The 13,648-nt window shown below is 60.3% G+C and carries 13 protein-coding genes; 11 read left to right on the plus strand and 2 right to left on the minus strand.

Annotated features, from left to right (window positions below):
- Nucleotides 1-18: 18 nt before the first annotated feature.
- The 11 genes from ruvB (at nucleotide 19) to glmM (ending at nucleotide 11,859) form a co-directional block, all read left to right on the plus strand.
- Nucleotides 19-1,068 (plus strand): Holliday junction branch migration DNA helicase RuvB, encoded by a 1,050-nt coding sequence (gene ruvB / locus DTJ15_RS01835; RefSeq protein WP_373364562.1) that lies wholly within the window; start codon nucleotides 19-21, stop codon nucleotides 1,066-1,068.
- A 24-nt stretch (nucleotides 1,069-1,092) separates the two neighbouring features.
- Nucleotides 1,093-1,527, plus strand: coding sequence for a YbgC/FadM family acyl-CoA thioesterase (locus DTJ15_RS01840; protein WP_043560860.1), 435 nt, complete (start codon nucleotides 1,093-1,095; stop codon nucleotides 1,525-1,527).
- Between the two features lie 127 nt (nucleotides 1,528-1,654).
- Nucleotides 1,655-2,386 carry a protein TolQ gene (gene tolQ / locus DTJ15_RS01845; RefSeq protein WP_043560857.1) on the plus strand — a complete coding sequence of 244 codons (732 nt, stop codon included), beginning with the start codon at nucleotides 1,655-1,657 and terminating at the stop codon, nucleotides 2,384-2,386.
- A gap of 5 nt (nucleotides 2,387-2,391) precedes the next feature.
- Nucleotides 2,392-2,826 (plus strand): protein TolR, encoded by a 435-nt coding sequence (tolR, locus tag DTJ15_RS01850; protein WP_043560856.1) that lies wholly within the window; start codon nucleotides 2,392-2,394, stop codon nucleotides 2,824-2,826.
- A gap of 11 nt (nucleotides 2,827-2,837) precedes the next feature.
- Nucleotides 2,838-3,863, plus strand: coding sequence for a hypothetical protein (locus tag DTJ15_RS01855; protein WP_052349152.1), 1,026 nt, complete (start codon nucleotides 2,838-2,840; stop codon nucleotides 3,861-3,863).
- Nucleotides 3,864-3,888: 25 nt separating this feature from the next.
- Entirely contained in the window at nucleotides 3,889-5,256 is a 1,368-nt protein-coding gene (tolB, locus tag DTJ15_RS01860; protein WP_043560854.1) for a Tol-Pal system beta propeller repeat protein TolB, read from the plus strand.
- Between the two features lie 151 nt (nucleotides 5,257-5,407).
- Nucleotides 5,408-5,890 (plus strand): peptidoglycan-associated lipoprotein Pal, encoded by a 483-nt coding sequence (pal, locus tag DTJ15_RS01865; RefSeq protein WP_043560851.1) that lies wholly within the window; start codon nucleotides 5,408-5,410, stop codon nucleotides 5,888-5,890.
- Nucleotides 5,891-6,022: 132 nt separating this feature from the next.
- Nucleotides 6,023-6,967: a tol-pal system YbgF family protein gene (locus DTJ15_RS01870; protein WP_198027106.1), complete on the plus strand. Its 945-nt coding sequence runs from the start codon at nucleotides 6,023-6,025 to the stop codon at nucleotides 6,965-6,967.
- 5 nt (nucleotides 6,968-6,972) lie between these two features.
- Nucleotides 6,973-8,262, plus strand: a complete 1,290-nt coding sequence (tilS, locus tag DTJ15_RS01875; RefSeq protein WP_249109297.1) for a tRNA lysidine(34) synthetase TilS — start codon at nucleotides 6,973-6,975, stop codon at nucleotides 8,260-8,262.
- A gap of 149 nt (nucleotides 8,263-8,411) precedes the next feature.
- Nucleotides 8,412-10,298: an ATP-dependent zinc metalloprotease FtsH gene (gene ftsH / locus DTJ15_RS01880; RefSeq protein ID WP_043560846.1), complete on the plus strand. Its 1,887-nt coding sequence runs from the start codon at nucleotides 8,412-8,414 to the stop codon at nucleotides 10,296-10,298.
- Nucleotides 10,299-10,494: 196 nt separating this feature from the next.
- Entirely contained in the window at nucleotides 10,495-11,859 is a 1,365-nt protein-coding gene (gene glmM / locus DTJ15_RS01885) for a phosphoglucosamine mutase (RefSeq protein ID WP_043561575.1), read from the plus strand.
- A gap of 101 nt (nucleotides 11,860-11,960) precedes the next feature.
- On the opposite strand, the gene DTJ15_RS01890 is transcribed toward glmM, so the two are convergent.
- Nucleotides 11,961-12,704: a response regulator transcription factor gene (locus DTJ15_RS01890; RefSeq protein ID WP_043560843.1), complete on the minus strand. Its 744-nt coding sequence runs from the start codon at nucleotides 12,702-12,704 to the stop codon at nucleotides 11,961-11,963.
- Between the two features lie 483 nt (nucleotides 12,705-13,187).
- Complete coding sequence (locus DTJ15_RS01895; RefSeq protein WP_081563440.1) at nucleotides 13,188-13,640, minus strand: hypothetical protein; 453 nt, start codon at nucleotides 13,638-13,640, stop codon at nucleotides 13,188-13,190.
- Between the last annotated feature and the right edge of the window lie 8 nt (nucleotides 13,641-13,648).

A 13,648-nucleotide genomic window follows, 5' to 3' on the forward strand; every position in this document is an offset into this window, starting at 1 on the left:
AGGGAAAGAACGGGGCCGATGAACCAGTTTGTGCCAGATATGCCGCCCGGCCGTGCGCCGGAGACGGATGCCACACGCCAGCCGGAGGATGTGGCCGATGCCACCCTGCGGCCGCAGACCCTGGCCGACTTTACGGGCCAGAAAGCCAGTCGGGAAAATCTCTCCATCTTCATCGAGGCAGCCCGCAAACGGGGTGATGCGCTGGACCACGTCCTGCTGCATGGCCCGCCGGGGCTGGGAAAGACGACTCTTGCGCAGATCGTCTCCCGTGAGCTTGGCGTGGGCTTTCGTGCCACGTCCGGGCCGGTGATCCAGCGGGCTGGAGACCTTGCGGCCATCCTGACAAATCTTCAGCCTCGTGATGTGCTGTTCATTGATGAGATTCATCGTCTTCAGCCAGCGATTGAGGAAATCCTCTATCCGGCGATGGAGGACTTCCAGCTGGACCTCGTCATCGGGGAAGGCCCCGCGGCCCGTTCCGTGCGGATTGATCTGGCGCCTTTCACGCTCGTGGCAGCTACGACACGGTCCGGCCTGCTGGCCACACCATTGCGGGACCGGTTCGGCATTCCGTTGCGTCTGGTGTTCTATACGCCTGATGAATTGCGGCAGATCGTCAGCCGGGGGGCGGGGAAGCTGGGCATGGCCCTGACAGATGAAGGAGCCGAGGAAATTGCCCGCCGTTCCCGAGGGACGCCGCGCATTGCCGGAAGGCTGCTGCGCCGCGTGCGGGACTTTGCGCTTGTGGCGAAGAAAGAGATTGTTGACCGTGCGCTGGCAGATGCAGCCCTCTCCCGGCTGGAGGTGGACAGTCATGGTCTTGATGCGATGGACAGGCGCTATCTGCGTCGCATTGCCGAGCATCACAGGGGTGGCCCAGTAGGGGTGGAAACTCTGGCGGCAGCTTTGGCAGAAGCCCGTGATACGCTGGAGGACGTCGTGGAACCCTATCTGATACAGGAAGGGCTCGTCCTGCGGACCTCACGGGGGCGGATGCTGGGTGAACCGGGCTGGCGTTATCTCGGTCTCACACCGCCATCAGACAATCTGGCACCACGGTTCCTGTAGGGGCCGTCATCGGGGGAGAACAGCATGGCGGCACATCACTGTCAGTTCCGTATCTATTATGAGGATACAGATGCAGGGGGCATCGTTTATCATGCCCGGTATCTGGGTTTTGCCGAACGGGCCCGGGCCGAGGCCTTGCGCAGCCTTGGGCTTGGCGTCGGAGAGATGGCAGAACAGGATGGAATCGGTTTTGTCGTCAGGCAGCTGGGTATCCGGTATCATGCGCCCCTGCGGCTGGATGAACTGATGGATGTGGAGACGGTGCTGCTTCAGATGTCGGGAGCCCGGCTGAATCTGCGGCAGGTCATCACCAATCTTTCCCGTGAGGGGCAGAAGTCAGTGGTGATTGAGGTGGAACTGGCCTGCCTGAAGCTGGCTGGCATGAGCCCCTTGCGTCTTCCGGCATCCTACAGGGAAAAACTCTCAGGACTGACGGTGCCGGAAGAACGTTCCGCCTGACAAAAGATTTAAAGATAAAGATGTTTGCTCTTTCTGCGTCCTGTGCCATTGAAAAAGGAGCATCCTGCCGCAACATGGGGCAGTAGTCCTTTATCCAACAGAACCATAGAAAACAGGAGAAAGCGGAGTGGATCAGGCTGTGAATTCGAGTGCTCTGGGTGCTGCCGGGGCAGCGGGGCTTTCGCCCTTTCATCTGTTCCTGAATGCTTCGCTGGCTGTGCAGCTGGTCATGATCGGGCTGGTGCTGTGCAGCATTTTTGTGTGGGCGGTGATTGTGGAGAAGGTGCTTCTCCTCCGCCGGGTCAATCGTGAGGCTACGGGGTTTGAGGACAGATTCTGGTCCGGCGGGTCTCTGGATGATCTTTATGACAGCGAGGGTGCCCGGCCTGTCCATCCGATGGCTGCCGTTTTCGGGGCGGCGATGGGGGAGTGGCGTCGGTCCTCCCGTATTGCGGGCATTGACGTGATTCATGGGGGTACGTCCGAGCGCATCGACCGGGCCATCAGCATTACGGTCGCTCGTGAGACCGAACGTCTGAGCCGCTACCTCGTCATGCTGGCCACCATCGGCCCGGTAGCTCCGTTTGTCGGGCTGTTCGGGACGGTCTGGGGTATCATGCACGCATTCAGCTCCATCGCTTCCATGCACAATACGAACCTTTCCGTCGTGGCACCGGGCATTTCCGAGGCCCTGTTTGCGACGGCCATCGGTCTGCTCACGGCCATCCCGGCCTATGTGGCCTACAACCTCATCAGCCGTAGCGTGGACAATTTTGCTGAGCGGATGGAAGGCTTCGGGACCGAGTTTGCAGCCATCCTCTCCCGCCAGTCCGAAGAGCGCGGCAGCGGGAGGGGCTGAGCATCATGGAGGCTTCATCACGCAGTGGACGCAGGGGCAGGCGGCGGAGCCAGCCTGAAGCTGGCATCAATGTCACCCCGCTGGTGGATGTCATGCTCGTGCTGCTCATCATCTTCATGGTGACGGCACCGATGCTGACCAGCGGTGTGAATGTCGATCTGCCGCAGACAAGCGCCAAGCCGGTCAACTCGGACGACAAACCCATTACGGTATCCATCAAGAGCGACGGCAGCCTGTATCTGGGGGATGACCCTGTCAGTGGGGATGACCTCGTGACACGGCTGAAGCAGATGGCAAGCGATGATCCTGGCCGTCGCATCTTTGTGCGGGCCGATGCCCATATCGACTATGGCAAGGTGATGAGCACGATGGGGCAGATCACATCTGGCGGCTTCACGCATGTTGCCCTGCTGGCACAGCAGCCGCAGGGCGGCCAGTAAGGAGAGACTGTGTGAGCCTCTCTGCGTCATCACCGTTTGACGAAACACCACCGCCCTATCAGCGGCGGGAAAGGAAGCAGTCCAGCCTGGTGACGGGCGGGGTGCTGGCTTCCCTGCTGCTGCATGGGGGAGTGCTGGGCTTTCTGCTCTGGCATCCACAGCCACCGCTGCCGGAACCTCAGCCGGACGAGCAGACGGTCACCATGGTGTATGAGACGACCGGCGGGGCCCGGCCAGCGGCCCGGTCTTCTCACAAGGCCGAGGTTCCGGCGCCGCAGGCACCTACGGAGACAAAGGCCCCACCGGCGCCACAGCCGCCCAAGCCGAAGCCGGTTGAGCCACCTCCGCCCGCTCCGCCACCACCCCGGCCTGTACAGGCTGCGCCGGAACCTTCCCATGTGGCGGTGAAAACGCCGGTCCAGCAGCGTGCTCCCGTGCAGGAAAAGGGTGAGGTGAGTGAACAGGCAAAGCCGAAGCCGGAGCCCGTGCATAAGCAGGCACAGGTCAAGGCGCCGGATCACAAGGTGGAAAAGCCCCCTGCCAAGCCGCAGCTCTCCCATACCCAGCAGGAGCATGAGGCCAAAAAAACGCAGGAGGACAGCCGCTCCCTGCTGGCCACGCTGGATGAGTACCGGAGCCAGGAGAAGCAGGAGCGCCCGCCCAAGGCGATGCCCAATCAGGCGCAGGGTGGGTCACCCCGTGGTGGTGGCCGTCCTGATGGCGATACCGGGGCGCTGACAAGTGGTGAGCAGAATGCCATCGGGTCGTCCGTGCAGCGCTGCTACCAGGAGGATACGCTGGCCCGGAATTACCAGAATTTCTCTGCCCGCATGATGGTGACGGTGGATGCCTCCGGCGAGGCCCGCATGGTCACATTTCTGCCGGAGACCCGTGCCCGTATGGCAGCGGATCCGACCTATCGGGTCCAGGCCGAGCGGGCGAGGGATGCCGTGTTGAGTCCAACCTGTTCCCGCCTGCCCGTGCCGAAGCGCCTGCTGGGGCAGGTGCGGCAGTTCCGTTTTCTGTTCAAGCCCTGAGGCTGGATTTATCTGAGGTTGTTTCATGTCGTTTTTTTCTGATACCGAAGCCGGCATCCTCCAGCGGCATCTGTCCCGCCGCTCCCTTCTGGGCGGTGCTGCCGCCAGTGGTGTGCTTGTCACGCCGCTGGCTCTTCTGGGCGGGACGGCCCGGGCAGCAGGTGACAGCGCTCCGGCAGAGATCACGGTCGCTGGCGCCCATCAGGCCCCCATTCCCATCGTGATTCCTGATTTCGGGCCGGGGCTGGGGAACCAGATTTCTGGCGTCATTTCGGCCGACCTGTCCAGCACAGGGCTTTTCCAGGTCATGGGGGGAACGGTACCGGCTTCTGTTCAGCCGGATTTCTCGGCACTGAAGGGTCGTGGGGCCCGTGTGGCCGTGGCCGGCAGTGCCGCCGGGTCTGACAGCGTGCGGGTCGAGATGCGCCTTTGGGACGTTGTGGCGGGCCAGCAGATGGAAGGTCGGGCCTATACGGCCTCCCAGAGCAACTGGCGCCGCATTGCACACATCATTGCGGATGCCATCTACAAGCGCCTGCTGGGCGAGGATGGTTATTTCGATACCCGCATCGCCTATATTTCCCGTACAGGTCCCCGGCGGCATCAGTCCACCCGTCTGGCCATCATGGATCAGGATGGGGCCAATGCCCACATGCTGACCAATGGCAGCTGGCTGACGCTGGAGCCCCGCTTCAGCCCGATCAGCGAGCAGCTGGCATTTCTGTCCTATGCCAACAATCGGCCCCGTGTGTATGTCTATGACCTCAATACGGGACAGCAGACCATTCTGGGCACGTTTGAGGGTATCTCTTTCGCTCCCCGCTTTTCTCCTGATGGGCGGAGCATCATCCTGTCCGCCACGACAAGGGATGGCGGGGCGGATCTGTATCTGATTGATCTGGCGACCCAGCATCGGCGTCGTCTGACATCGGCCCCGGGTGTGATTGATACCAGCCCGTGCTTCAGCCCGGATGGCCAGAACATCGTCTTCAACTCCGACCGTGGCGGTTCGCCACAACTTTACGTGATGAGCGTCAATGGTGGAGATGCCCGGCGCATTTCCTACGGCCATGGTCACTATGGCTCGCCCGTGTGGTCACCAAGAGGGGACCAGATCGCTTTTGTCCGCATTGGTTCAGGGGGGTTCACCCTTGGCGTGATGGGGCCGGATGGCGTTGGTGAGCGGTCTCTGACACAGGGCTTCACGGTGGAAAGCCCAAGCTTTGCTCCCAATGGCCGTGCGCTGGCATTCTGTCGCCAGAATGCGGCAGGAGCTGGGGGAGCGGGCTTCAGCTCTTCCATCGCCGTGATTGACGTGGCAGGCTTCAATGAGCATATCATTCCTACTACGACCGGGGCTTCTGACCCGGCCTGGTCGCCGCTGCGGCGCTGAGCGCAGGGAATGTTTTTCTGGCCATGGGAGACCTTGTGCTTCCATGGCATCGGTGGCCTTCGGGCTGCCAGCCGCCTTTCCCCATCTGCGTCTTGCAGGTGGGTGAAAAACTCCCCATCTACTGGGGTGCATCTTTTTGCAGGAGATTGTCATGAAGTTGAAGATGTTCGCCGTGCTGGGCATGGCCTGCGCTCTGACCGCCTGTAGTGGTAACCACAAGGACCACGACAACAATGGCGATGGGCAGAACATGCAGCAGATGAGCCAGGGTCCCGTTCCGGGCAGCCAGGCTGATCTGGTCGCCACTGCCGGGGACCGCGTCTATTTCGAGCTGAACAAGAACCAGCTCAACAGCGAGGGCCGCGCCACGCTGGACAAGCAGGCTGCCTGGCTTGCCCGTTACCCGCAGGTCAACATCCTGGTGGCTGGCAACTGTGACGACCGTGGCACCGAGGAGTATAACATTGCTCTGGGTCAGCGTCGTGCCAATGCTGCCCGTGAGTATCTGGAGGCCAAGGGTGTGGCGCCGTCCCGTATCATGACGATCTCTTATGGTAAGGACCGGCCGACAGCTGATGGTGATACGCCGGAAGCATGGGCACAGAACCGTAACGCCATTACGTCTGTCCGTTAAAGCAGGCACGGTTCCGGGAAACCTGTAGGAAGGGGCAGATGATGCCCTTTCCGGGAAAGGTCGGGCCGGTTGAGCAAACCGGCCCGATTTTTTTTATGTGTGATGATTGCCTGTCCGTTGGGAGATGAGATCATGGGTCATTCTGCTCGGCCTGTTCTGGGGCCTGTTTCAGCCATTCTGAAAAGTGCGCTGGGGGCCGTGCTGCTCTCCTGCACGGCAAGCGCAGCATTTGCTCCGGCATGGGCGGAGGATGGTCTCTCCCGCGAGGCCATCATGCGGCAGCATCAGGCACTGGCCCGTCAGCATGATGGTGGTGGCCTGGGTGATGGTGTGGGCAGTGTTGATGAGCAGGGTGAGGATCTTTCCGCTCCCCTTCCGACATCCAGCGGTGATGACAGCAACCGGTCTTCGGGTGTTTCATCAGGGCGTAGCGGAGGCGATCTTGTGGCCAATCTGCTGGAGCGTGTGAATTCTCTGGAGAGCCAAGTGCGGGAGATGCATGGCCAGATGGAGCAGATGAGCAATCAGCTTCATCAGGATGAGGCTGCGGTGGCGAAGCAGATGGGGGACATGCAGTTTGCCCTCGAGAATGGTCATCATGCTGCGTCCCGTCCGGCTCCCGAAGCCGGGGAAGCGGCGGCATCAGCCCCGGCGGCGGTCGTAGCGCCGCCGCCGGCAACGCCACAGGCAACTTCCGTGGCCGATACCCTCAAGGCAGGTCGTGCGGCCCTGAAGGCCCATCAGTATGAGGCTGCGGAGACACAGGCCCGGCAGGCCCTCAAGCAGAGCAAGACGGGCTGGAGCCGCACGGAGGCCCAGTATCTGCTGGCGCAGTCGCTGGCCGGGCAGAAATCCTACAAGAATGCCGCACTGACCTACTACGATGTGTACAGCCATTCGCCTGATTCCCCACGGGCACCAGAGGCCCTGCTGGGTGTTTCGGCGTCCATGCTGGCACTGGGCAACAGGACGGCATCCTGCGAGGCCCTGCAACGGCTGCACAAGGAATTCCCCAATGCTTCGGCCCGGGTGAAGTCGTCCGAGAAAATTTTCAGCGAGCGGGCAGGCTGTCATTAAGGAGCATGGTGGGGACGACGGAGCTGGATAAAGATGGGGTGAGGCCCGTCACGCCCGGTGAGTTTTCTGACATCATGTCCCGGATCGGTCCTGTGGGGCCGGATGAGGCGACGCATCCACTCTGCATCGCCGTGTCTGGTGGGGGCGATTCCATGGCATTGGCCTTGCTGGCCCGCGGGTGGAGGCGCCATGTTCTGGCGCTGGTCGTGGATCATGCCCTGCGGCCTGAATCGGCCGGGGAAGCTGCTCTGACCTGCCAGCGTCTTGCGGAACTGGATATCCCGGCACGGCAGCTCACGTTGGCCCCTCTCAGACCCGGCGGGATACAGAACCGGGCCAGAGAAGCCCGTTTCGGTGTTCTGGAAAGTGCCTGTATCGACGCTGGAGGCTCCGTTCTGCTGGTGGCGCATCATGAGGCGGACCAGGAGGAAACACTCTGGATGCGTCAGGAGCGGGGCAGTGGACCCCGGGGATTGTGTGGCATGGCGGCCCGGACTGTGCGGGGGCGGATCACTCTGCTGAGGCCGTTATTGGGGATTCGGCCGGAACGGCTGAAAATGACGCTGCGCACCGCTGGGGTGTCCTGGTGTGAGGACCCATCAAATCAGAACCGCCGTTTCCGCCGTGTGGAAGTCCGGCAGGATCTGACAGATGCCGGGCGGCGGGCGATGCATGTTCTAAGGCAGGGTGCCTGTGCCAGACAGAAGAGGGTTGAGGATCGGCTGGCGGCTCTCATGGCCTGTGGGGTAGCCTGGCAGCCGGAAGGATGGCTGAAACTTGCACCGGAAATTCTTCAGCTGGGGGGCGGTGAGGATCATGACACGGAGCCGTTGCTGGAGGATGAATTGCTGGGGCGGCTGATCCGCCTTGTGGGGGGGCAGGATTATGTGCCTTCCCGTCAGGCTGTTGTGGCCCTGCGGCGGGCTGGAAAAGGCTCTCTGGGGCGGGTCTGCCTGCATCCTCTCCGGGGGCGGGAAACAGGCTGGATGCTGTACCGCGAGGCCAGGAATCTGACGGAAAAGCGTCCGGCCCGGCATGGGCAGTGCTGGGACGGGCGCTGGCGGTATCTGGGGCCTGATCATACGGATGCGGTCGTGGCGGCTCTGGGGCCGTGGCAGCGGGCGGGCCGGGCCGTTCCGGCCTGTGTTCTGCCCGCTCTGCCTGCCCTGTGGGTTGGGGGTGAACCTGTTGCAGTTCCAGAGGGCATGAGAGGGCTGCGGCCCGACCTGCCCCGTGTGACTTTTGTCTGGGATGGGGGAACGCCCCTGACAGGGGAACGGGACTGGACGGGATGAAACAGGCCGTGCGAATGAGGCGGAATCAGGGTTTTTCATCCATTTTGGCCTGATGGGGGTGGGAACGCTGCCAGAAATACCTATCTTGAAGGCACTGAGTGTGACGCCGGCCCGGCCTGTGCGTCCCGATTTGTGAGGTTTTTGAAGAGATGAAAAACATTGGCCGTAATGTTGCGATCTGGGTGGTCATCGTCCTGGCGGTCATCGGCATGTTGGCGGCATTCCAGCCTGGGGGCAGCCGACAGGCCGTTCAGAAGATCGCCTATTCTGACTTCGTGCATGATGTGGAGCGTCATGAGGTCCGGTCCGTTACCATCCGGGAGCAGAACATTTCCGGCGTGCTGACCAATGGTACGTCGTTCGAGACCTATGCTCCGTCCGACCCCTCGATGGTGTCCCGGCTGACGGCGGCTGGAGTTGAGGTGACTGCCCACCCGCCCCAGAGTGATGACAATCCCGTTCTTCGTTACATTGCGGCTTATCTGCCGATCATCCTGATGCTGGGCCTGGGCTTCATGGTCTTTCGCCAGATGCAGAATGGCGGGGCCGGGCGGGGGGCGATGAGCTTCGGCAAGTCCCGTGCCAAGATGATGGTGGAGAAGAAGGGGCGTGTCACCTTTGCCGACGTGGCCGGGGTGGACGAAGCCAAGGAAGACCTTGTCGAGATTGTCGACTTCCTCAAGGACCCGCATAAATTCACCCGTCTGGGGGGACGCCTGCCCAAGGGTGTTCTGCTGGTTGGTCCTCCCGGTACAGGGAAGACCCTGCTGGCCCGTGCCGTGGCTGGCGAGGCCAATGTGCCGTTCTTCAGCGTTTCCGGATCCGATTTTGTCGAGATGTTCGTCGGTGTTGGTGCATCCCGTGTCCGTGACATGTTCGAACAGGGGAAGAAGAATGCGCCCTGCATCATCTTCATCGATGAGATCGATGCCGTAGGCCGCCAGCGTGGTGCTGGTCTGGGAGGTGGCAATGATGAACGTGAGCAGACACTGAACCAGATGCTTGTGGAGATGGATGGTTTCGACAGTAACGAGGGGGTCATCCTCATTGCAGCGACCAACCGTCCCGATGTGCTGGATCAGGCTCTGCTGCGTCCGGGCCGGTTCGACCGGCAGGTCGTCGTGCCCAACCCGGACATGCTGGGGCGTGAGAAGATTCTTCAGGTTCATCTGAAGAAGCTGCCCCTGTCTGCGGATGTCAACCCAAGGGTGATTGCACGGGGCACGCCGGGTTTTTCGGGTGCGGAACTGGCCAATCTTGTCAATGAGGCCGCCCTGTTTGCGGCACGGCAGAACAGGAAGGTCGTCTCCATGGCCCAGTTTGAGGAGGCCCGGGACAAGATATGGATGGGTGCCGAGCGCCGGTCTGCCGTCATTGAGGAGGAAGAAAAGCGCATGACAGCCTATCACGAGGCTGGCCATGCCATTGCTTCCGTGCTGACCCCGGGGACAACTCCCATCCACAAGGCTACGATCGTGCCTCGTGGGCGGACTCTTGGCATGGTGATGAGCCTGCCGGACAAGGACCCTGATGTCATATCCCGTCGGGAGGCCTATGCCCGCATCGTCGTGGCCGTGGCCGGGCGTGTGGCGGAGGAGATCATTTATGGTCATGATGCCGTGACCAGCGGTGCGGCCTCCGACATCAGCCAGGCGACCAGCACAGCCCGGTCCATGGTGGCACAGATCGGCATGAGCGAGCTTATCGGCATGGTGGACTGCACGGACAGGAGTCAGATTTCCGGCCAGACAGGTCGTGAGATCGACCAGGAAGTCCGCAAGCTGATCGATCAGGCATATGGCCAGTGCAAGCATACTCTTCTGACCCATATTGATGCCCTTCATGCCCTTGCTGCGGCGCTGGTGGAATATGAGACGCTGACGGGCGAGGAAGTGAAAAAGGTCATCCGGGGGGAACCGCTGGGCAAGGAAGAAGAGGAGGAATATTCCTTCAATGGGCGTCGTCCGTCGGTGCCATCTTCCGGTGCCATGTCGGGCGCTGCCAGTGGGGGAGAAGTGGCCTCCCAGCCGGCCTGATCGGGCTGAGGCTATTCTGGTCTGACTGACAGGGATGACGGGCGCATGGCAGCATTGGCCATGCGCCCGTTCTGTTTATGAAAGGCTTGCGTATCGGGGGAATGGCTGGCATTGCAGGGAGCATCTGGTGCAGGAAGGCAAGCCCTGTCAGCTGTTGGCAGAAGCCGCATATGGTATGGAAGACGGAGGGGAAGTCATGGCAGACGGGCGGAAGTTTTTCGGGACTGACGGGATCCGTGGCGAGGCCAATACGGCACCCATGACGGTGGAGATAGCCCAGAAGCTGGGGCAGGCGGCGGGTCTGTATTTCTGCCGGCAGACAGGGCGCCAGCATCGCCACACGGTTGTGCTGGGCAAAGATACGCGTCTTTCCGGTTACATGATCGAGTGTGCCTTGGTGTCCGGTTTTCTCTCGGCAGGTGTGGATGTCGTCCTGCTGGGGCCGCTGCCTACGCCTGCTGTTGCTTTTCTGACCCGCTCCCTGCGGGCTGATCTGGGTGTCATGATTTCGGCATCCCACAATCCTTTCACGGATAACGGGATCAAGCTGTTCGGTCCGGACGGGTTCAAGCTTTCCGATGCTGTTGAGGCAGAGATCGAAGCCCTGATGGGGGACGATCTGAGCGGACAGCTGGCATCGCCTGCGGCCATAGGGCGGGCCTCCCGCCTGAATGATGCGGCAGGCCGGTATATTGAGAGTGTCAAATCGTCCTTCCCGCGGGGACTGCGGCTGGATGGCCTGAAAATCGTGCTCGATTGTGCGCATGGTTCTGCCTACCGTGTGGCACCTGCAGCCCTTTGGGAGCTGGGGGCAGAGGTCATAACCATAGGGGCCTCACCGGATGGGTTGAACATCAATGATGGTGTCGGCTCTACCCATCCGCAGGCACTCTGTGAAGCTGTGCGGGCTCATGGGGCAGATTGCGGTATTGCGCTGGATGGGGATGCGGACCGTGTCCTGTTCACCAATGAGCGGGGCGAGCTGGTGGACGGGGACCAGATACTGGCTCTCATCGCTACACTCTGGAAGCGCATGGGGCGGCTGAATGGTTCCGAGATCGTGGCGACTGTCATGTCCAATATCGGGCTGGAGGATTATCTGGCAACGCAGGGGCTAAGCCTGTATCGAACGGCTGTCGGGGACCGTTATGTTGTGGAGCGCATGCGCCAGACGGGAGGCAATCTTGGCGGGGAGCAGTCCGGCCATATGGTGCTGTCCGATCACGCCACAACAGGGGATGGCCTGCTGGCGGCGCTTCAGGTTCTGGCAGCTCTGGTGGAATCCGGCCAGCCAGCCAGTGAGCTGTGTCATCTTTTTGAGCCTTATCCCCAGACCCTGAAAAATGTGGCCTACAAGGGTGATAATCCCATGAAGCATCCGGCCCTTGGGGAGATTGTCAGCTGGGCGGAAGAACGGCTGAAGGGGAAGGGGCGTCTTGTACTGCGGGCCAGCGGGACAGAACCGTTGATCCGCGTGATGGTGGAGGCCCGGGACAGGGCTCTGGTAGCCGAGGTCGTGGACCGGGTCAGTGCCCATATCCAGACGTTGGCCGGAGCCTGAAAAGCCTTTCCCGTGAAGTAAAGAAAAAGCCCCTGCACCATGGGGCAAGGGCCTTTTTCTTTACTTCACGGGAGATGGGAGGGCTGCTCCGTGCCTGGATTTCAGCCTGCCTGACGCAGGGGAGCCGACCCTTCGGTAAAGCCTTGCGAAGAAGCAGAGGTACCAGCCGCCACGGCCGGATCCTGAAGGATGTACCCCCGACCCCAGACAGTGGTGATCATGTGTTCGGCACCGAAGCGCTGAAGCTTGCGCCGCAGCTTGCAGATGAAGACATCAATGATCTTCATTTCGGGTTCGTCAATGCCACCATAGAGATGGTTCAGGAACATGTCCTTGGTGAGGACTGCACCCTTGCGCAGGAGCAGCAGCTCCAGAATGGAATATTCCTTGCTGGTGAGGTGCAGGAAGTGACCATTGACGCTGACCATCCGGCTTTCAAGGTCCAGTTCCAGCGGGCCAACGCACAGGCGTGATTCAGCGATGCCGTAAGAACGGCGGGTCAGAGCCTGGATGCGCGCCTGGGTCTCGCTCATGTCGAAGGGTTTGGTAACGTAGTCATCAGCCCCAGCTGAGAAGGCGGCCACCTTGGTCGGGGAGTCTGTCCGGACGGACAGAACCATGATGGGCGTGGAGATCCGGGAGCGTCGGACCTGACGGATGAGCTCTTCTCCCGGCAGGTCGCTCAGTACCAGCTCGGTTATGAAGAGATCATATTCATAGTGCTTGAACATGTTGAGGGCTTCATCGGCGGTTTTGACGTGGTCGACCGCGTAAGAGGACTTCCCCAGTACCTTTACCAGATGGCTTACAGCGCCGCTGTCGCTATCAGCGATGAGAATACGCATAATTTCAACTCCCCTTGGAACGGTTGTATTATGGAAGAGATTTTTTATGAAATGCAACCTTTGATTGTTTTTTTAGCAATCCATACAACCAGAACTTTCGTCGTATATGTCGGAATCATAGGACTTTTTTGTGTCAAATAAGGGGTTTTTTGATGTTTTTCTTTACAGAAAAGAAGAATATGACGGGCTTCTGATAAGGTAATATGAAGTTATACTTACATTTAATTTATAATTTTTTTTCGCATACTGAAATTATTTTCATCAATTACCATAGTAAAAAAATGTATTTAAATATAAGTGAAAAATTAAGCAACAATATAGTGTTGCTAAATGGGCCTGTCGAACAAGGGTTATAGAACGTTCCTAATTTTTTTTATGGGAACGGGGCAGGTCATCAATTCTTTTAATGATAAAATAAAACTGTTTTAATCCTATTTCGAGGGTAAAACATTTGGAAATAGGATGTAGGAGGTCCGAATCGTTTCAGGCTTCACCGCTCTTCGTATCGGTGGAGGCCAGAAGCTGGGTGATCTGTTCTGGCGTGCCGATCAGGGCGCAGGCAACGGGATGGGTCCTGTCTGCAACCAGGACAATGCGTGTCTGCGTAGAGCTGGGGAAAAGGTCTGTTTCCACGGTAAAGACGGAGGCATCCTGCCTGTCCTGTGCCTTTGCCCCACGGGCCGCCTCGCTGAGGAGGCGGGCGCAGATGCGCTCCAGTGCGGGGAGCAGGCGGTTGGCTGTCTGCTCCTCCGTTTCAATTCCGTCGGTTGTGGAGCGACGGTGATGGGTGACCAGCTCGACCCAGCCTGACCGGGTCAGGAAACTGGGGATACCCGTATCGGGTGTCTCCCGCTCGGCACGGAGGATGAGGCCGGTCCGGGCGAGGGAGAGGATGTCCAGCTTTGGCAGGCGGGCGGGGTCAAGAGCAATGGTCACGGTTACTG

This window comes from Parasaccharibacter sp. TMW 2.1891, assembly GCF_023337675.1.
GTDB lineage: Bacteria > Pseudomonadota > Alphaproteobacteria > Acetobacterales > Acetobacteraceae > Bombella > Bombella apis.